This window comes from Microbacterium elymi (genome assembly GCF_021582895.2).
Lineage (GTDB): Bacteria > Actinomycetota > Actinomycetes > Actinomycetales > Microbacteriaceae > Microbacterium > Microbacterium humicola.
Genome location: NZ_CP091139.2, coordinates 1,339,250 through 1,358,014, shown reverse-complemented (window position 1 = coordinate 1,358,014; position 18,765 = coordinate 1,339,250). Strand labels below are relative to the sequence as shown.

The window sequence follows — 18,765 nt, the reverse complement described above, 5'->3', positions numbered from 1 at the left end:
TATCGATCGGAAATGTGTAAACAGAACGACTGAGTTGAGCATTAATTCTATTGAATCTGCACTAGATCCACGGGTAGCCTGCCTACATGTCCCAGGTGACGTTCTCCTTCGACGGCATGCACGCCGTCGTCACCGGCGGCGCCGGCGGCATCGGGCGCGAGATCGTCGATCTGCTCGCCGCATCCGGAGCAGATGTCGTGGTCTGGGACCGCGCGTCCCCCGAGACCGCCGGGCGCGACGTGCGGGCACCGTCCCTCGCGGTCGATGTGACCGATGAGGAATCGGTGCGCGCCGCACTGCGCGAGACGGTGGGGATGATCGGCCGGGTCGACGTGCTGATCTCGTGCGCGGGTATCACCGGTCCGGTCGCGAACGCCTGGGAGTACGACGCCGCCGCGTGGCGTCGGGTCGTCGACATCGATCTGACCGGCGCGTTCCTTGTGGCCAAGGCCGTCGTCCCCGAGATGCGGCGTCGCGGGTACGGCCGGATCATCACGGTGGCCTCGATCGCGGGCAAGGAGGCGACGCCGATGCTGGCGGCCTACGTCGCCGCCAAGCACGGGGTGGTCGGGATGACGAAGGCGTTCGGCCGGGAGCTCGCCGGATCGGGGGTCACGGTGAACGCGGTGGCGCCGGTGATGGTCGAGACCGAGCTGTTCGCGCAGCTCACGCCGGAGTTCATCGAGCGCACGCAGGCCCTCATCCCGATGCAGCGCTTCCTGACCGCCGGCGAAGTGGCTGCCACTGTCGCGTGGATCGCGAGCGACCAGAGCAGCTTCACCACCGGTCAGGTCTTCGACCTGTCCGGCGGCCGCGCCGACTACTGAGCGTTCTCGGCCGGGGTCGGCAGGATCGTCTGGGACAGCTCCAGCACGGCGGCCACCGCGGCCGAGTGGTCCTCGGCCATCCACGCGATCCCGTGGTCCATGTAGACCGGATCGTCTTCCAGCTGAATCCAGCGCGCGCCACGCGGCAGGATGGTGTTCAGATCCTTGGCGGCGATGCTGACCCCCATTCCCGCGGCGACGAAGGTGAGGAGCATGTAAGGGTCGGTGATCTCCTGCACCACCCGCGGGCGGAATCCGCCGGCCGCGCAGCAGCGCATCAGCGCGTCGGCCATCGCGGAGGAGCCGTCCATCGGCATGCAGAGGAAGTCGTCGTCGGCCAGCCGCGAGACGCTGATCGACGTCTCGTCGGCCAGTGGATGGTCCTCGGGGACGACCGCGCCCATCTCCATCCGCGAGATGAGGCGCGATGTGACCGCCGGTGCCCCGCCGATCGGCAGCCCGACGAATGCGATGTCGAGGGTCCCGTTGCGCAGCTTCGTGATCCCCTCCCCGGTGCTGATCCGACTGATCAGCTCCAGATCGATGTCGGGCAGGTCGCGCCGGATGGAGCGGGCCAGGGCGGGCAGGGTGAGGTGGTTGAAGGCGCCGGAGAACCCGATCCGCACGGTGCCGTGCACCCGACCGGACGCCGCCTGGGCGGCGGCGGTGGCGAGCGCGACGTCCCGCAGCACCCGATAGGCCATAGGCAGCGCGCGGTCCCGGCCGGCGTCAGGACGACGCTGCGGGTGTTGCGGTCGAACAGCGACACCCCCAGGCTCGTCTCGAGCCGGCGGATCGTCTGGCTCAGCGGCGACTGCGCCATGTGCAGGCGCTGTGCGGCGCGCCCGAAGTGCAGTTCCTCGGCGACGGCGACGAACGCCTCCAGCCAACGTGCTTCCACAGCGCCCCTAATCGTCCACCGGTCGCCCGGCGGCATCCATGCCCGCAACATACCCGAAGGTCATGCCGGCGCCGACCTGACACCCGGCGCCGGGGTACTCGGCCCCCATCGGCGAGTCGGCGTCGTTGCCGGCGGCGTACAGCCCCGGGATGGGCGAGCCGTCGGCGTCGAGCACGCGGGCACGGCTGTCGGTGCGCAGGCCGAGGGCGGTGCCCAAGGGCGTGGGCACGACGGGGAGCGCATAAAAGGGAGCGGATCGGATCGGTCCCAGGTTGACGTTGGGGGTGTGCCGGGGATCACCGTACTGGCGACCGAACGTGCTCGTGCCCTTCGCGAACTCCTCGTCCACGCCGGTGATCGCGGCGCGGTTGGCCGTCGCGACCGTGCTCACCAGTCCGTCGGCGTCGACGCCGATGCGCGTCGCAAGGGATCGGATGCTGCCGGCCCGATGGATGTACCCGTCGCGCACGTACTTCGTCAGGAAGGGGCGCGGGGTGTGCGGCCGGATCATGCCGAGGCCGTACGCGCGCAGCGAGGCGGAGTCGATGATCAGCCAGGCCGGGATGCTCGCGGCGCCAGCCTCGGCGTCGGCGTCGGTTGCGTACATCGCGCGCACGAACTGATCGTACGACACCGATTCGTCCACGAAGCGGCGGCCCGCCCGGGTGACGGCGACGATCCCGGGCTTGGCGCGGTCCCAGATGTGGGGGAAGACCATCAGCGACCCGTCCCGTCGCCGACCGATCGAGCTGGGGAACCACAGGGCGTTGTCGCCGTGGTCCGGGCCCAGGGTCCCCCCGGCGGCGACGCCGAGATCCAGGGTGTCGCCGGTCGCACCCTCGGCGGCGCGGGTGAACTGCGGCGTCGGCTGGGGAGATGCTGCTCGCGCCAGGTGCGGCTGGCCGAGAATCCACCGCCGGCCAGCACGACGCCGCGTCGGGTCTGCACCCGCAGCTCGCGGCCGTGCGACTCCACGACGGCGCCGACGACCTGCCCGCCGTCTGTGATGAGCTCTTTGACCGTGCTGTTGAACAGCACCTGCCCGCCCCGCTGCTTCAACACGAAGAAGAGGTGCGCGACCAGGGCGTTGCCCATGGCCAGGCGCGTCCCGCGGGGATAGCGCAGTCGGTCGAAGAACCAGCGGATGCCGAGTCGCAGCGCGAGCGCGGCCGCCCGCGGCGAGCCGCGGAACAGCTCCAGCAGCCGGTTGACCTCGGCGCGCCGCACCATGAGCGTCCCGCCGAACAGCGAGAACTCGGGCACCGGCCAGCGCACGCGGCGGAAGTCCTCGGGTCCGAGCCGCCGTCCGTCGAACGTCTCGGGCTCGAGCGCCCGCCCGATCCCTGCGCCGTCCACTTCGGGGTGGTAGTCGATGACCGATGCGGAGTGCCAGAAGCGCACGCCGAGCCCGTCGAAGAAGTCGATCATCTCCGGCCCGCGGTCCAGATACGTCTCCCGCAGCTCCCGCGGCGCGCGCTCGCCCACGATCAGATCGAGGTATCGCTCGGCGGCGGCGCGCTCCCCGGTCATGCCGAGCGCGCGCTGATGGCGGTGCCCGGGGATCCAGCAGGTACCCGCCGAGTAGGCGGTCGTCCCGCCGAGGTACTCGGTCTTCTCCAGCACCAGGGCGTCCAGCCCCCGGGCGGCCGCGGTGGTGGCCGCCGACAGGCCGGCGGCGCCGGTGCCGAGCACGAGGAGGTCGACGCTGCGCTCCCAGGTGGGCTCGGGAACGGCCGTCTCGGGAATCGTCGGCACGGGAATCGTCGGCTCAGACATCCGTCGTGCCTCCCGGGTCGGCGGCCTGGCCGCCGTCGACGTGGGCGATGAGCTCGCGGGCGGCGTGCGCGTTGCGGGCGAGGAACTCGGTCGGGCTCAGTTCGGCCTGCAGGCGCTCATTGGGGATCTCCAGGCTCACCGGCGTGCCGGCGGGCGCGGCGGCCAGCAGGGCCGCCAAGGGCAGCGCGCCGTCGCCGATGAGCAGCCTGTTCTTCCGCGCTTCGTACTGCCGCGCGTCGGCGCTGCCCGGGCCGTCGTCGGCCAGCCGGAGCGGCGCGTCGCACAGCTCGAGCACCGGGATGAGATCGGGGTCGAGCGCCGCGACGTCATCGATGCTCGACCCGCCGCGCTGGATGTGCAGCGGATCCAGCATGAGGGCGGCCCCGGTCGCGCGGGCGATCGCGGCCGCGTCGTCCACCCGGCTGACCACCTGATACGAGATTGCTTCCAGGGCGGGGCGGATTCCGAACTGGGCAGCATCGACGGTGAGGCGTGCGAGCGTGTCGACCAGGCGCGACCGATCCGCATCCGCCCCGGCGACGGTGAGCACGCCGGCCCCCAGCAGCGCACCGGTCTCCAGCGCGGGATTCCAGTCGTCTGGCCCGGTCTCGGCGGTGATCGGCAGAAACTCGACGTCGCGGACCACCACGCCCGTGTCGCGCAGCCGCGCGATGGTCTCGAGCAGGACGGGCGAACCGGGATGCATGGCCGGCAGGGACTCCTCGGCGCTGACCGCACGGACGCGGATGCCGACGAAGTCGAGGCCGACGGCTTGCGGCGACCGTGACCATTTCAGGCGGTGTCAACGGGAGGAGAGTGAGGTGTGCGACGCCGATCTGCCTGGTCACTGCGGGTCTCCCTTGATCGGGGTGGGGGTGGGTGCGGTCTGGGCGAGCTCGCGCCCGATCGCGAAGCCGAAGGTGAGGGCCGGTCCGATGTTCACGCCGCCGGCGGGGTAGTGACCGCCCATCACATTGGCCTGATCGGCCCCCGCCGCATAGAGCCCGGGGATCGGCCGGCCCGCAGCATCCAGCACCCGTGCGCGCTCGTCGGCGGCGAGCCCGGCGAACGTCCCGAACGAGCCCGGCCGCACCCGCACGGCGTAGTACGGCGGTCTGTCGATCGGAGCCAGCGAAGGATTCGGCGTGTGGGTGGCGTCTCCGCCGTAGCGATTGAACGGCGTGGAGCCGCGCGCGAAGTCCTGGTCGACGCCCCGCCGTGCATCGGCGTTGAATCGCGCCACGGTCTCGACGAGTCCATCCGGATCGATCCCGCATTTCCGGGCCAGCTCGCCCAGCGATCGCGCGCGGACCAGGTAGCCGCCGCGCAGATAGGGGAACAGCGGCACCGGGCGCGGCTTGGCCATCCCCAGCGGGAAGCGCCGGACGAAGCGGGAGTCGGCGATCTGCCAGGACTGCACGGGCTCACCCTCGGGCGCCGCGGTGAACATCGCGCTCACATAGTCGAAGTACCCGTTCGCCTCGTTGACGAAGCGGCGTCCGGTGCTGACCACCCCGATGCTGCCGGGCTTGGCGCGGTCCATGATGTGCGGGAAGACGCCGACGCGGCCGCTGCGATACGGCACCAGCGACACGGGGCACCAGGCCCCGGCCGACGCGCCCTGCGTCAGCACCCCGCCCACGCTCTCGCCCAGCGAGATTCCGGTGCCGTCGGTGGTGGCCGGCGCGAGCGTCCAGTGCTCCGCGCCGGTGGGCGTGCGCGGGAAGCGGGCGCTGCGGCGTTCGATGTCGTTCGGGAAGCCACCGGCGGCGAGCACCACGCCGCGCCGGGCGGTGAACGCGCGCGGACCGTTCGGCGTGCGTGCGACGACACCGGTCACCCGGCCGCCGGGATCGGTGAGCAGCCGGCGTGCCGGCGACGAGACGAGGATCCGGACGCCGGCGTCCTCGGCGGCCTGCAGCAGGCGTCCGATCAGCGCGCCGCCGTTGACCAGCTTGCATCCCGCGTCGGTGCAGCACGAGGTCGATCAGGTGCGAGCCCCAGTCGCCAGGTGCAGTGCCAGAGGCCCTTCAGGTCGCCCCGCGCTGCGGCCAGGAAGCCGCCGAGGTCGTCCCCGGCCATGATCCCCATGCCCAGGAACGACGTCTCGTACAGCTGTCCGCGCAGAAGCCGGCGCACCGACCGGCTCAGCCGCCGGGCGTTGACGGGTTTGGCGCCGGCCGAGCGGTTCCCCGTCCCCGCGTGGGGCAGGTCGCCGTACACGTCGTGGATCCGGGAGCCCGGCACGAACTTCAGAGCCGTCCGGGTGTGGAAGAATTCGATCATCTCCGGAGCGGTGCGGAGAAACGCATCCGTTCGCCCCTCGTCGTAGTCGTCGCCGAGCGCGGCGCGGAGGTAGGCCTTGACGTCGTCGAGGGATTCGTCGACGCCTTCGGCGCGAGCGAGCATCGAGCGCGGCGCCCATAGCCATCCACCGGACCACGCGGTGGCACCGCCGCAGACATCCGCCGCCTCCAGGACCAGGACGGATGCGCCGCCGTGGGCGGCCCGGACGGCCGACGCAAGCCCGCCCGCCCCGGCTCCGACCACGACCACGTCGAACGTATCCGCGGTGACAGGGTCGGTCAGCGACGACATCATTACCTCCAGTGGCGCGGCGGCGACGATCACACTATGTCGCGATGAGACATAAACGCTGAACTACCGTGCTGATAGCACGCTATATTTTCTGCCCCGAATGCGCAATACCTCGGACCCGCCGGATTGGGCCGTAGGCGTGATATCCTGTTCACAGGACGGACATACGTTCGCACAGCGAACAGCATGTGACCTTGAGGAGGAGGGCTCGTGATCGACAAGACCGTGCCGGATGTCGCGGCCGCCGTGGCCGGCATCCCCGATGGCGCGACCATCATGATCGGCGGATTCGGCCGGGCCGGTCAGCCGGTCGAGCTGATCGACGCCCTGATCGCCCAGGGCGCCGGCGACCTCACGATCGTGAGCAACAACGCCGGCAACGGCGATGTGGGCCTGGCCGCCCTGCTGGCCGAGAAGCGGGTGCGTCGGATCATCTGCTCGTTCCCCCGCCAGCACGACTCGTGGGTGTTCGACGGGCTGTACCGCGCGGGCCAGATCGAGCTCGAGCTGGTGCCCCAGGGCAATCTCGCCGAGCGGATCCGCGCCGCCGGCGCCGGCATCGGCGGGTTCTTCACGCCGACCGGGGTGGGCACCCAGCTGGCCGAGGGCAAGGAGCACCGGGTGATCGACGGCCGCGAGTACGCTCTCGAGTATCCGATCAAGGCCGACGTCGCCCTGGTCAGCGCGCTGCGGGCAGATCGCTGGGGCAACATCGTCTACCGCGAGACGGCCCGCAACTTCGGGCCGATCATGGCCTCGGCGGCGACCATGACCATCGTGCAGGTGGACGAGGTCGTCCCGCTGGGGGCGATCGACCCCGAGACGGTGGTGACGCCCGGCATCTTCGTCGACCGGGTCGTGGCGCTGGGCGCGCGTCCATGGCTGCGCGAGGGCGCATTCATCGGCGGCGTCGACCTCGAGGGTGCTCCGCTGGAATCGGATGCCGCGACCGGGCAGGAGGCCCAGCGATGACCACGATCAGCCGACAGGACCTGGCGGCGCGGATCGCCGCCGACATCGCCGAGGGCTCGTACGTGAACCTCGGCATCGGCGCGCCGACGCTGGTGGCCAACTATCTGCCCGACGACCAGGAGATCATCCTGCACACCGAGAACGGCCTGCTCGGCATGGGCCCGGCACCCGAGGCCGGCCGAGTCGACCCGGATCTCATCAACGCGGGCAAGCAGGCGGTCACTGCACTGCCCGGCGCGGCGTACTTCCACCACGCCGACTCGTTCGGGATGATGCGCGGCGGCCACCTTGACGTGTGCGTGCTCGGGGCGTTCCAGGTGTCGCAGACCGGCGACCTGGCGAACTGGTCCACCGGGGCGCCCGGAGCGATCCCGGCCGTCGGCGGCGCGATGGACCTGGCCATCGGCGCCAAGCAGGTGTTCGTGATGACCGACCTGCTCACCAAGAAGGGCGAGTCGAAGCTGGTCGCGGCCTGCACCTACCCGCTCACCGGCGTCGGCTGCGTCACCCGCGTCTACACCGATCACGCCGTGTTCGACGTGACCCCGGAGGGCTTCGCCGTGCGCGAGGTCTTCGGCGACAACACCGTCGCGTCGCTGGCCGAGCTGACCGGACTGGAACTGACGGATGCCGCAGCCGCGGCATCCCGGAAGGAAGACTGACATGACCGCCACCTATGTGTACGACGCCGTCCGCACCCCGTTCGGCCGCGCCGGCGGAGCCCTGGCCGGCGTGCGCCCCGACGACCTGGCCGCCCTCGTGATGAAGGCGACGATCGAGCGGACGGGACTGGACCCGGCGCGCATCGACGACGTGATCTTCGGCGACGCGAACCAGGCCGGCGAGGACAACCGCAACGTCGCGCGCATGGCCGCGCTGCTGGCCGGGTTTCCCACATCCGTCACCGGCGTGACCGTGAACCGCCTGTGCGCCTCCTCGGTCGAGGCGGTCGTCCAGGGCTCGCGGGCGATCGAGTCGGGAGATGCCGACATCATCCTCGCCGGCGGCGTCGAGTCGATGAGCCGGGCGCCGTTCATCGTGGAGAAGTCGGCCAAGCCGTGGCCGGCCACCGGCAACCAGACGATGTGGAACACGTCGATCGGGTGGCGCATGACCAACCCGAGGCTGCCCGCCGACTGGACGATCTCGAACGGTCAGTCGGCCGAGAAGGTCGCCCGGGAGGCCGGGATCTCGCGCGAGGAGCAGGACGCCTTCGCGCTGCGCTCGCACCGGCTCGCGGCGGATGCCTGGGCTCAGGGCGTCTACGCCGGCGAGATCGTGCAGGTGCCCGGCGCCGAGCTCGACCGCGACGAGGGCATCCGCCCGGACACGTCGATGGAGAAGCTCGCGGGACTGCGCGCCCTGTTCGCGACGGACGGAAGCGGATCGGTGACCGCGGGCAACTCCTCGTCGATCAACGACGGCGCGTCGGCTGTGCCTGCTCGGACGGGAAGGCGCGGTGGATGCCGAGCCCCTGGCGCGGATCGCCGGCCGCGGGGCGCACGGGGTCGACCCGGATGTGTTCCCGCTCGCACCGATCGAGGCGGCCAACAAGGCGCTCGCCCGTGCGGGCCGCACCTGGGCCGACGTGGACTTCGTCGAGCTGAACGAGGCGTTCGCGTCGCAGTCGCTCGCCGACATCCAGGGGTGGCCGGAGCTGGACCCGGACAAGGTGAACATCCACGGCGGCGCGCTTGCGATCGGCCACCCGCTGGGTGCGTCGGGCGGCCGGATCATCGGCCACGCCGCGCACGAGCTGCGCCGACGGGGCTCGGGCGTGGCGGTCGCGGCGATCTGCATCGGCGTCGGCCAGGGCCTGGCCGTCGTCCTCGAGCGCTGACCCCGCCCCCTCCCGCCCCGCGCCCTCCCGCCCCGCCCTTCCCGCCGAGGTTGTCATATGTTCGTCGAGGTTGTCGTTCGTTCGCCGAGATTGTGCCCCACGCCGGGGACAATCTCGACGAACCGAGGACAACCTCGCGGGACGGGGGCAACCTTGCGGGACGGGGGACAATCTCGACGAACCGGGGACAATCTCGACGAACCGAGGACAATCTCGCGGGACGGGGGGCAACCTCGCGGGACGGGGGGCAACCTCGCGGGACGGGGGACAATCTCGCGGGACGGGGGACAACCTCGGAGGAGCGGGCGGATGACGGGGGAGGGTGCGCGTGAGTGAGGCGACCGGATCGGGCGACTTCGTGCAGTCGCTCGCCCGCGGACTGGCCGTGATCCGCGCGTTCGACGGCGACCACGCCCGGCTCAACCCGAGCGAGGTCGCGAAGCGCGCCGACATCCCCCGCGCGGCGGCCGGCCGGTTCCTGCGAACGCTCGAGACCCTCGGCTACGTGCGCAAGCGACGGGCGCGCCTTCGCCCTCACCCCGCGGGTGCTCGAGCTCGGCTTCAGCTACCTCTCGGCGCTGTCGCTGCCCGAGACGGTACAGCCGCACCTCGAGCGGCTCTCCCGCACCGTGGACGAGAGCGTGTCGGCGGCCGTGCTCGACGGCGGCGACATCGTCTACATCGCCCGCGTCCCCACCCGCCGCATCATGAGCGTGCGGATCACGATCGGCACGCGCTTCCCCGCCTACGCCACGAGCATGGGTCGGGTGCTGCTGGCCGCGCTGCCGCCGGAGGCGAGGGATGCCGCGCTCGCGGCATCCGCGCACGAGTCGTTCACCGCTCGGACCGTGACCGATGCGGCCGACCTGGCCGCGGAGCTCGCCCGGGTGCGCGCCCAGGCGTGGGCCCTCGTCGACGGCGAGCTCGAGCCGGGCCTGCGCTCGATCGCCGTGCCCCTGCACGCCCGCGACGGATCGGTCGTTGCCGCCGTCAACGTCTCGACCAGCACGCACCGGGTCGAGGCGGATGTCGTGACCCACGACTACCTGCCGCAGCTGCAGGAGACCGCCGCCGCGATCGACGCCGACCTCGCGCTGCTCTGACCCGCTCCGACCGGCACCGGCCCGCTCCGACCGGCTCTGACCCGCTCCGACCGGCACCGGTCCGCTCCGACCGGCTCTGACCCGCACCGACCGGCCGGCTCACAGACGCATCAGGTCCTCGCCTGCGATGATCTCGCCGGAGAACTCCCGGGCGATCGCGGCGAGGTCGTCCGGTCCGGCGTCGGTGTAGTGCGAGAGCACGACCGTCCGCACCCGCGCCGCAGCCGCCATCCGCCCGACCTGGGTCGGCGACAGATGCTCGGCCCGCATGTGCGCCCGCACCGGCGCCGGGACGGCGGCGGCATCCGCCTCCGTCACCATCTCGGAGACCAGGATGTCGGCCCCGGCCGCCAGCCGGGTGACGGCCGGGCTCTCGCCGGTGTCTCCGGTGAACACGATCGACCGCCCGCCGGAATCGAAGCGCAGCGCGTACGAGCGGTGCGCGCCGTCGAACGACGTGAGGGCGTAGTGCGTGTTCTCCACCGCGGTCACGGTGACCGCGGCATCCGCCATCACGACTCCCGGTTCGACCTCGCGGGCGGCGAGCAGCGTCGCCGGGTCGGGAAGGCTGCCCTCCCGGCCGCGGATCGCGGTGTTGGTGCGCAGGTACGCGAGGATGCCGTCGCGCAGGGCCGCAGTGCCAGGCGGACCGATCACGGTCAGAGGCCGGCCGCGCATGGTGTGCCGGAACGTCATCAGCGCCGGCAGCCCGGCGGTGTGGTCGTCGTGGAGGTGGGTCAGCAGGACGGTGTCGACATCGCCGACCGCGCAGCCGGCGTGGGCCAGCTGCTGCACGACGGCCACACCGGCATCCACCAGGATGCGGCGGCCGCCCACCGTCACGAGGCTCGCGATCCCCGCTCGATGCAGATGACCGCCGGGTCCTCCGGCCGTCCCCAGCAGCGTCAGCTCGATCGTCGTCGTCATGGGGTCAGTCCATCAGCTTGCGCGCTGAGCTCGTCGATCGCGACGATGATCTCGCGGTTGTAGGCGGCCTTCGGGCCGGGGACGTACCGCACGTGCTGCAGTGCGCCGCGATACTCGAAGGCGCCGTGCCGCTCGTGCAAGCTTCCCAGTCGACCGGCCCCCCGGCATCCCGCCCCACGCTGATTCCGGTGAACGGCGCCATGCCGACCAGCATGGCCACCCGATCCAGCACCATCGCCGGGGCGCCGTCGACCTCGATCTCCACCCGCCACGCGAGCTCGCGCAGGGCCTCGAACCGCGCGATGATGCGGCCCACCGACGCGGGGACGGCGGTCTGGGTGCGCCGCAGGTCGCCGTAGGCGTTGTAGCCGAGATGGAGCACTCCCGCCTCGGCCCAGAGCAGATATCCGCCGCCCTGGTCGCCGTGCGCGACCAGCACGCCGTCGCCGAGCGCACCGCCGACCTCGATCTCGATGGCGAACGAGCGCAGGCCGATCAGCCGCGACGAGCGGAACCGCTCCAGCGTGGGCATCCCGGGGCGCAGGGTCACCGGTTGCGCCAGCGCCAGGTCGGTCGACGGGCGGGTGGCCAGGAGGGTCGGCTCGTCCGGTTCGGGGAACACGGTGTTGTGCCACGCCGCCTGCCGCCACGCCTCGGCGAGCTCGGCCACGAGCGCCGGGTGCTCGGTGGCGAGGTCCTCGGTCTCGGCCGGATCCGACACGATGTCGTACAGCGACCAGAGGCTCAGGTCGTCGGGGCGGCCACGCCCGGTGGCGACGGCCTTGTGGCGGCCGCGGTAGAACGCGCGCTGGCCGAGGAGTGCGACGTACTGCCCCGCCGGCTCCGTCGCGGCTGCCGCCGCATCCGCGTCGCCCATGCCCGCGTCATCCATCCGCGGGTCCCGCAGCGCCGCGGCGAAGCTCGAGCCGTCGATGGATGTCGTCGGCCGGCCGTGCAGCGAGCGGGGCGCGTGATCCCGGCCAGCTCGAACAGCGTCGGGGCGAGGTCGGTGACGAAGGCGAACCGATCCCGCACCCCGGCATCGGCGTCGGCGCGGGCAACCCTCGCGGCCAGGACACGATGAGCGGACTGTGCACGCCGCCCTCGAGCACCGAGCCCTTGTACAGGCGGAACGGCGTGTTCGACGCGTGCGCCCACCCGCGCGGGTAGTGGCCGTGCACGCGCGGTCCGCCGATCTCATCGAGCGGGCGCTCGACGTCGGCGACCCAGTCCTCGGGCAGGAGCGGCATCGTCGTGAAGCGGCTGAAGTAGCTGCGCGTCCCCTCCACCCCGCCTTCCCCGCTGCCGCCGTTGTCGCTGGTGAACACGATGATCGTGTTCTCGTACTCGCCGAGCGCCTTCAGGTGCGCGACGATGCGCGCGACGCTCTCGTCGATCGACGAGACGGCGGCCGCATACACCTCCATGTGCCGGGCGTACAGCTCCCGCTCCCGGTCGTCGAGATCGTCCCAGGCGGGCACGCCGTCGGTCTGCTCGGCGTCCGACGGCGAGAGCACCGCGTCCGTGGGCAGCAGTCCGCCGGCCTGCTGGCGGGCGAACCGCTGCGCCCGGACGACATCCCACCCCGCGTCGTACGCCGCGCGATGCGCGGCGATCTTCTCGGGCTTGGCCTGCACCGGCCCGTGCACGGCGTGGTGGGCGAAGTAGAGGAAGAACGGCCGCGTCGCCCCGCCCGAGCGATGCGCGTCGATCATGCCGAGGGCCTCGTCGGTGAGCCGGTCGGTGAGGTAGTCGTCGTCGCCGAACTGCTCGGTGACAGGCGAGTTGTCACGCACGATCCGATGCGGGTGGTACAGCGTGGTGAAGCCGTCCATCGACCCGAAGTACCGGTCGAATCCGCGCTGGATGGGCCACGTGCTCTTGTCGGCGCCGTCGTGCATGTCCGCCTCGCGGGTGAGATGCCACTTGCCGACCATGAGCGTCGCGTACCCGTTCGCGCGGAACGACTCGGCCATCGTCGGCATGTCCGACGGCAGCCGCATGCTCATCCCGGGGTACCCGGGGTCGACGTGCGGCACCATCCCGAATCCGGCCCGGTGCGGGTTCACCCCGGTCAGCAGCGCCGCGCGCGAGGGGGCGCACAGCGGCGTGACCCGGAAGTTGGACATCCGGTAGCCGTCGTCGGCGAGCTGCTGGATCGCCGGGGTGGTGATCTCGCTGCCGAACGGCTTGCACGTCGCTGAAGCCCATGTCGTCCACGAGGATGACGACGACGTTCGGGGCGCCAGGAGCGGCGGATGTCGGGACCGGCCACCACGGCGTCGAGGCGGACGAGTTCGGGGCGACCAGGCCTCCGAAGCCCTCGTAGCCGCGGGGCTTCGCGCCGGCAGCACCGCGCAGTCGGCTGTGGGGTGATTCCGTCACCGTGATCCTCCTCGATCTCACCGGTTCACAAGTGTATCTGCTGATTCATTGGATGAAAGTACGTTTCATCGTTCTCATGGCGAGTGAGGGACCGTTAGGCGCACCCTAATGCGCGTCGTGCGAATCCGAATGGCCAAACGGCTGGACAGTGTCCATGCTTGACCACAAGCTCGCGTGACCCGCACGCCGCTTACGACATACGACGTCGAAGTCTGCACCGATCACAGGAGATCAGGATGTCTCGAAAGAACTACGCCGCACGGGGCGCCGCCGTCCTCGCAGCGGTCGCCGTCTCGGCTCTCGCACTCAGTGCCTGCTCCGGCGGTGGCGGCGGCGGTGGCACCGACGGTCCCGTCGACACCTCCAAGCTGACCATCGGCATCCAGGCCGATATGGCCCCGTCCGGCTACGACCCGGTGCGTTATGGCACCGGCCAGCGGATCTTTTACGAGGGCATGTACGACTCGCTGTTCACCCTCGACCAGGACGGCAAGGTCGTCCCCGACCTGGTGACGAAGTTCAGCTACAACGCCGACAAGACCCAGCTCACGCTCGATCTGGACACGAGCGCGACCTTCACCGATGGATCCACCCTCAATGCCGAACTGGTCAAGGCGAACCTGGCCGGCATCGGAAATCCCGAACTGAACTCCTACAACCAGTTCGGCAAGGGCCAGGACAACGAGATCTCCAAGGTCACGGTCGTCGACGACGACACGGTCACGCTCAGCTTCACCGCCCCGCGCCCCGGATTCGAGGCGAACCTCACCATGCCGGCCGGCGCGATTGTGGGCGCCAAGGCCGCCGCCGACCGCACCACACTCGCGGCGGCACCAGACGGCTCGGGACCGCTGACGATCGACGCGTCGAAGACGACGAAGGGCAACACCTACCTCCAGGTGAAGAAGGCCGACTACGCCGGCAAGGACCCCTATCCCTTCGACTCGTACGACTTCCGCCCGATCCTGGATCCCCAGGCGCGCGTGAACTCCGCCATCTCCGGCCAGGTGGACGTCGCCGAGATCACCTCCGACACCCAGGCGCAGGTCACCTCGGCCGGCGTCGGCCTGGTCGCCAACGGCGGCACCGTCCAGAACATCATCGCGTTCGACAAGGTGGGCGCCACCGGGCCCGAGTGGAGCGACCCGAAGGTCTACCAGGCGCTGTCGATGGCCATCGACCGCAAGGCCTACGTCAACGCCGTGCACAAGGGAGAGGTCCCCACGGCCAACGCGTTGCCTGCGGACAACCCTGGATACCTGCCCGAACTCGAGACGCAGTACGCCTACGACCCGACCGCTGCCAAGGCGCTGCTGGCCGAAGCGGGCTACCCGAACGGATTCAGCTTCACATTCAATATCACGCCAGGGAACCAGCGTGACATCGAGGCGCTCCAGCCCTACTGGGCGGCCATCGGCGTGAAGGTGAAGCTGAAGAACTCGTCGTCGACCGAAGAGCAGTTCAAGGCGGTGCAGACGACTCCGTTGGGCGGACCGCTCCCGTTGCCCTGGACCAACCCGCTGAGCAACGTGTTCGGGGTGCTCTTCGGCTTCGCGAACTACCACAAGGCCGAGAACCCCGACATCCAGAAGGCTGCGGGGGCTCTCGGTGCCGCGCAGGGCGCCGGCGACGCCGATGCGCAGACCGCCGCACTGAAGGATCTCAACCGATCGATCGTCGACTCCGGCTGGCTGATCCCGCTGTTCGAGCAAGCTGTCGCCGTGGGCGTACGACACGTCCAAGGTGGCCAAGCTCACCTTCCCGGGCGCCGAGCCCTACCCGCTCCTGGCATCCATCCAGCCGGCATCCTGATCGCGTTCCGGTGTCGTCGTGAGGCGGCACCGGAACCACGGGGAGTGATGATGTTCCTCTATATCGGCAAGCGAGTCGGCCTCGCCATCGTGACGTTGCTCGTCGCGTCGGCCGTCGCGTTCATGCTCGTGCACCTGTCGGGGTCCAGCCCGGGCGGGGTCGCCCTCGGGCAGTCCGCGACGCCCGCGCAGATCCAGGCCTACAACGAGAAGATCGGCTGGTCCGACCCCTGGATCCAGCAGTACGTGCGCTGGATCGACGGCGTGCTCCATGGCGACTTCGGCGTCTCACTCGTGGATGGGCAGCCGATCAACCAGGCCCTGGCGAAGCGGCTGCCCGTCACGGCCGCACTCGCGGTGGGTGGCACGCTGCTCAGCGCGATCATCGGAATCATCCTGGGCGTGACCGCCACGGTGCGCGGTCGGGCGACGGATCGCGTGATCACCGTGATCACCGGCATCCTGCTCTCACTTCCCGCCTTCTGGGTCGGGGTGCTGCTCGTGTATGTCTTCGCCGTTCAGCTGCGGCTGCTGCCCGCGACCGGCTTCGTCCCCTTCGAAACCAGTCCGGAAGGCTGGGCGCGCTCGCTCGTGCTTCCGGTCCTGACCATCGCCCTCACCTCGGCGGGCGTGATCGCCCGTCAGGCCCGAGCGTCGATGGCCGAATCCCTCGCCCAGGAGCACATCCGCACGCTGCGAGCGGTGGGCACACCCACTTGGCGCATCATCTACGTGCACGCGCTTCGCGGAGCGAGCCTGCCGATCGTCGCCAGCATCGCGGTGCAGTTCATCGTTCTGTTCGGCGGGTCGGTCGTCATCGAGCTGCTGTTCGCGCTGCCGGGCATCGGCCAGGCCATGCAGGCGGCGGTGGGAAGCGCAGATCTGCCGTCGGTGCAGGCGCTCGTGCTGGTGGCCACGTTCGTCGTCGTCGTGGTCAACCTGGCGCTCGAACTCCTCAACCGCGCTCTCGACCCGAAACTGCGTGCCTCATGACGGTCTCCACCACCTCCATCCTGACCACGCGTCGGCAGAGCCGAAGCGGATTCGTCACGCTGCGTTCGCCGACGGTCGTGATCTCGCTGATCTGGCTCGTCGGCCTGCTCGTGGCGTCCCTGACCGGTCCGCTCTGGCTGAGATACGGGCCGCTCCATCAGGACCTCTCCGCCGTGCCTGCAGGGCCCCTCTGCGGCGCATCTCCTGGGCACCGACGAACTCGGACGCGACCTGCTCTCGCGCATCGTCACCGCGGCCGCCCCGACCATCGGGATTGCTCTGATCGCACCGATCGTGGGGGTGGCAGTCACCCTGCCGTTGACACTGTGGGCGGTGCGCAGCCGGCGCGGCGCATCCGTCACCAACAGCATTGCCGAGATCGTGCTCTCGCTGCCCGGAATGGTCATCATCCTGGCGGTCATCGCGGCGGTGGGAACCAACATGCCGGTCGTGATGGCCGTGCTCGGCATCCTGTTCTTCGGCGCCCTCTACCGGATCTTCGCCGGGCAGGCGGCATCGCTGCAGAAGCAGCTCTATGTCGAGGCGGCGACCGTCGACGGAGTGCGTCCGATCGTGGCCAGCTTCCGTCACGTCCTGCCGAACATGCTGACCACCGTCGTGGTCCAGTTCGTCATCTTCTTCGGCGTCGGCATCATGATCCAGGCCGGGCTGGCCTTCATCGGCCTGGGACCGCAGCCGCCCGCGCCGACCTGGGGCGGCATGATCCAGAGTGCCGCGGGCTTCATCTTCCAGCAGCCGTGGATGATGGTGCCCACCGGAGTCGTCCTTGCGCTGACGCTCATCGCGGCCAATGCGCTCGGCGATGTCCTGGGCGGCGGTGCGACCGCGCCGCCGCCGCTGGTCGCGATCCGGCGGCGCAAGCGCAAGAACCTCGCCATCATCGCCGATGATGCGACGCGCGGCGGGGTCGTCACGGCCGCCCCGGTCGCCGCCCGTGCGAACGAACTCGTCGTCGACGACCTCGTGATCGGCGTCGACGACGGCCCCGCCCTGGTCACGGGCGTGTCCCTCCGGGTGGAGCCGGGCCGGGTGACCGGACTCGTGGGCGAATCCGGATGTGGCAAGAGCGTGACCTCGTACGCGATGCTGGGCCTGCTCTCGCCGGGGCTGTCCGTGCGGTCGGGACGCATCCAATGGGGCGACATCGACCTGGCGCGCGCCGATGAACAGGCGCTCTCGAGGGTGCGCGGTCACGAGATCGCATTCATCTCACAGGAGCCGACGCGAGCCCTCGATCCGATGTTCACCGTGCAGTCGCAGCTCAGCGTCGCTGTGAAGCGGCTGCGCAGAGTGGATTCGGCCGAGGCCAAGCGCATCTCACAGCAACTGCTCGTCGACGTCGGCATCGTGGATCCGCCGCGCGTGCTCAAGAGCTATCCGCACCAGATCTCGGGCGGAATGGCCCAGCGTGTGGCCATCGCGCTGGCACTCGCGGGGGAGCCCCGCCTGCTCATCGCCGACGAGCCGACCACCGCCCTCGACGTCACGGTTCAAGCCGAGATCCTCGGACTGCTGCGCGGCCTGATCGCCGAGCGAGGGATGTCGGTCATCCTCGTCACGCACGATCTCGGCGTCGTCGCCGACATCTGCGACGACGTGTCGGTGATGTACGCCGGGCAGATCGTCGAGACGGGCAGTGTCCGCGACGTGCTCGTGCGTCCGGAGCATCCCTATACGATGGCCCTTCTCGCTGCCGACCCGCACGCGATTGTGGACTTCGAGGGCACGACCACGCTCGCGTCCATCCCCGGACAGGTGCCGCTGCCGGGCTCGTGGGGGAAGGATGCCGGTTCGCCCAACGCTGCCGCTTCGCCCGAGAGGAATGCCTCGCTCCCATCGCGCTCGAATCGCGTGCCGAGGGTGTCGGCGAGGTCCGATGCGTTCGACACGACGCGGTGCGCGGCCGTGAACAGGAGTGGCGTCAGCCGGTCGGCGCCGGAGGAGAACGATGAGCACTGTGGTCACCGACGCAGCGACGGCGCGGGTCGCACCGACCCCGCTCCTCGAGGTCCGCAACCTCACCGTCCGCTATGGCGCCAAGGGTCCGGCCGCCGTGAGCGATGTGTCGTTCACCATCGCGCGAGGCGAGACCGTCGGCCTGGTCGGCGAGTCGGGTTCAGGCAAGACCACGATCGGCCGCGCCATCCTCGGGCTCGCAAGCCCGTGACCGAGGGGCAGATCCTCTTCGAGGGGCGCGACATCACCCATGCCAGTGCCAAGGATCGTCGGTCGCTCCAGGGCGATCTGCGCGCGGTCTTCCAGGATCCGTTCTCATCGTTGAACCCACGGCGGCCGATCGGCGACGCGATCGCCGAACCGCTCCGCGTCGCGGGAGTGCCGCGGGCCGAACGCGACCGACGGGTGGCGGACGTGCTGGCCGCCGTCGGGCTGGCGTCCGGGTCCGAGCAGCGCCTCCCGCGTCAGTTCTCGGGAGGCCAGCGCCAGCGCATCGCCATCGCCCGTGCGCTGGTGACCGATCCGCGCCTTGTCGTGTGCGACGAAGCCGTCAGCGCGCTCGACTTGTCGACCCAGGCGCAGGTGCTCAACCTCCTCGCCGAGCTGCGAGTCGGTACCGATCTCGGCTACCTCTTCATCGCCCACGACATGGCGG

At 70.5% G+C, this 18,765-nt stretch carries 12 protein-coding genes and 5 pseudogenes; 7 read left to right on the top strand and 10 right to left on the bottom strand.

What is annotated here, in order from left to right:
- Positions 1-86: 86 nt before the first annotated feature.
- Entirely contained in the window at positions 87-827 is a 741-nt protein-coding gene (locus tag L2X98_RS07275; RefSeq protein ID WP_259612824.1) for an SDR family NAD(P)-dependent oxidoreductase, read from the top strand.
- On the opposite strand, the gene L2X98_RS07270 is transcribed toward L2X98_RS07275, so the two are convergent.
- From L2X98_RS07270 to L2X98_RS07245, 7 genes and pseudogenes are all read right to left on the bottom strand, one after another.
- Positions 821-1,519 carry a LysR family substrate-binding domain-containing protein gene (locus tag L2X98_RS07270; RefSeq protein ID WP_259612823.1) on the bottom strand — a complete coding sequence of 233 codons (699 nt, stop codon included), beginning with the start codon at positions 1,517-1,519 and terminating at the stop codon, positions 821-823. The genes L2X98_RS07275 and L2X98_RS07270 overlap by 7 nt on opposite strands.
- An 86-nt stretch (positions 1,520-1,605) precedes the next feature.
- Positions 1,606-1,764: pseudogene (locus tag L2X98_RS22170) on the bottom strand (helix-turn-helix domain-containing protein); the annotation flags it as partial.
- Positions 1,736-2,620, bottom strand: coding sequence for an FAD-binding protein (locus L2X98_RS20395; RefSeq protein ID WP_354003012.1), 885 nt, complete (start codon positions 2,618-2,620; stop codon positions 1,736-1,738). The pseudogene L2X98_RS22170 and the gene L2X98_RS20395, both read right to left, overlap by 29 nt.
- Positions 2,608-3,504, bottom strand: a pseudogene (locus L2X98_RS20390) (FAD-dependent oxidoreductase); the annotation flags it as partial. The pseudogene L2X98_RS20390 and the gene L2X98_RS20395, both read right to left, overlap by 13 nt.
- On the bottom strand, positions 3,497-4,210 hold the full coding sequence (locus L2X98_RS07255; protein ID WP_259612822.1) for a TIM barrel protein: 714 nt from the start codon (positions 4,208-4,210) through the stop codon (positions 3,497-3,499). The gene L2X98_RS07255 and the pseudogene L2X98_RS20390, both read right to left, overlap by 8 nt.
- Before the next feature lie 138 nt (positions 4,211-4,348).
- Entirely contained in the window at positions 4,349-5,425 is a 1,077-nt protein-coding gene (locus L2X98_RS07250) for an FAD-binding protein (RefSeq protein WP_259613225.1), read from the bottom strand.
- Between the two features lie 11 nt (positions 5,426-5,436).
- The gene (locus tag L2X98_RS07245) at positions 5,437-6,105 is read right to left on the bottom strand and encodes an FAD-dependent oxidoreductase (protein ID WP_259612821.1); all 669 of its coding nucleotides are present in this window, start codon (positions 6,103-6,105) and stop codon (positions 5,437-5,439) included.
- 207 nt (positions 6,106-6,312) lie between these two features.
- On the opposite strand from L2X98_RS07245, the gene L2X98_RS07240 reads away from it, so the two are divergent.
- The 4 genes and pseudogenes from L2X98_RS07240 to L2X98_RS07225 all read left to right on the top strand — a co-directional run bounded on the left by L2X98_RS07240 (position 6,313) and on the right by L2X98_RS07225 (position 10,017).
- On the top strand, positions 6,313-7,074 hold the full coding sequence (locus tag L2X98_RS07240; protein WP_259612820.1) for a 3-oxoacid CoA-transferase subunit A: 762 nt from the start codon (positions 6,313-6,315) through the stop codon (positions 7,072-7,074).
- The gene (locus tag L2X98_RS07235) at positions 7,071-7,736 is read left to right on the top strand and encodes a 3-oxoacid CoA-transferase subunit B (protein WP_259612819.1); all 666 of its coding nucleotides are present in this window, start codon (positions 7,071-7,073) and stop codon (positions 7,734-7,736) included. Before L2X98_RS07240 ends, L2X98_RS07235 begins: the two co-directional genes overlap by 4 nt.
- Before the next feature lies 1 nt (position 7,737).
- Positions 7,738-8,914 (top strand): annotated as a pseudogene (locus L2X98_RS07230) (thiolase family protein).
- A gap of 328 nt (positions 8,915-9,242) precedes the next feature.
- A pseudogene (locus tag L2X98_RS07225) lies at positions 9,243-10,017 on the top strand (IclR family transcriptional regulator domain-containing protein).
- Positions 10,018-10,116: 99 nt separating this feature from the next.
- Here L2X98_RS07225 and L2X98_RS07220 read toward each other — a convergent pair.
- Genes L2X98_RS07220 through L2X98_RS07210 form a run of 3 tightly spaced genes read right to left on the bottom strand, consistent with a single transcriptional unit; the run spans position 10,117 to position 13,298 of the window.
- Positions 10,117-10,944, bottom strand: coding sequence for an MBL fold metallo-hydrolase (locus tag L2X98_RS07220; RefSeq protein ID WP_259612818.1), 828 nt, complete (start codon positions 10,942-10,944; stop codon positions 10,117-10,119).
- 4 nt (positions 10,945-10,948) lie between these two features.
- On the bottom strand, positions 10,949-11,836 hold the full coding sequence (locus L2X98_RS07215; protein ID WP_259612817.1) for a hypothetical protein: 888 nt from the start codon (positions 11,834-11,836) through the stop codon (positions 10,949-10,951).
- Positions 11,829-13,298: a sulfatase-like hydrolase/transferase gene (locus L2X98_RS07210; RefSeq protein WP_259612816.1), complete on the bottom strand. Its 1,470-nt coding sequence runs from the start codon at positions 13,296-13,298 to the stop codon at positions 11,829-11,831. The genes L2X98_RS07215 and L2X98_RS07210 overlap by 8 nt, the downstream gene beginning before the upstream one ends.
- Before the next feature lie 267 nt (positions 13,299-13,565).
- Here L2X98_RS07210 and L2X98_RS07205 point away from each other — a divergent pair, with 267 nt between their 5' ends.
- Together L2X98_RS07205 and L2X98_RS22165 are read left to right on the top strand one after the other, a co-directional pair.
- Complete coding sequence (locus L2X98_RS07205; protein ID WP_259612815.1) at positions 13,566-16,133, top strand: ABC transporter substrate-binding protein; 2,568 nt, start codon at positions 13,566-13,568, stop codon at positions 16,131-16,133.
- A 294-nt stretch (positions 16,134-16,427) separates the two neighbouring features.
- A pseudogene (locus L2X98_RS22165) lies at positions 16,428-18,602 on the top strand (ATP-binding cassette domain-containing protein); the annotation flags it as partial.
- Positions 18,603-18,765 lie beyond the last annotated feature (163 nt).

Coding starts and splice junctions, on each gene's coding strand:
- L2X98_RS07205 (WP_259612815.1), top strand. CDS start 13,566: ATGTCTCGAAAGAACTACGCCGCACGGGGCGCCGCCGTCCTCGCAGCG.
- L2X98_RS07220 (WP_259612818.1), bottom strand. CDS start 10,944: ATGACGACGACGATCGAGCTGACGCTGCTGGGGACGGCCGGAGGACCC.
- L2X98_RS07245 (WP_259612821.1), bottom strand. CDS start 6,105: ATGATGTCGTCGCTGACCGACCCTGTCACCGCGGATACGTTCGACGTG.
- L2X98_RS07275 (WP_259612824.1), top strand. CDS start 87: ATGTCCCAGGTGACGTTCTCCTTCGACGGCATGCACGCCGTCGTCACC.
- L2X98_RS07235 (WP_259612819.1), top strand. CDS start 7,071: ATGACCACGATCAGCCGACAGGACCTGGCGGCGCGGATCGCCGCCGAC.
- L2X98_RS07255 (WP_259612822.1), bottom strand. CDS start 4,210: ATGCATCCCGGTTCGCCCGTCCTGCTCGAGACCATCGCGCGGCTGCGC.
- L2X98_RS07215 (WP_259612817.1), bottom strand. CDS start 11,836: ATGGATGACGCGGGCATGGGCGACGCGGATGCGGCGGCAGCCGCGACG.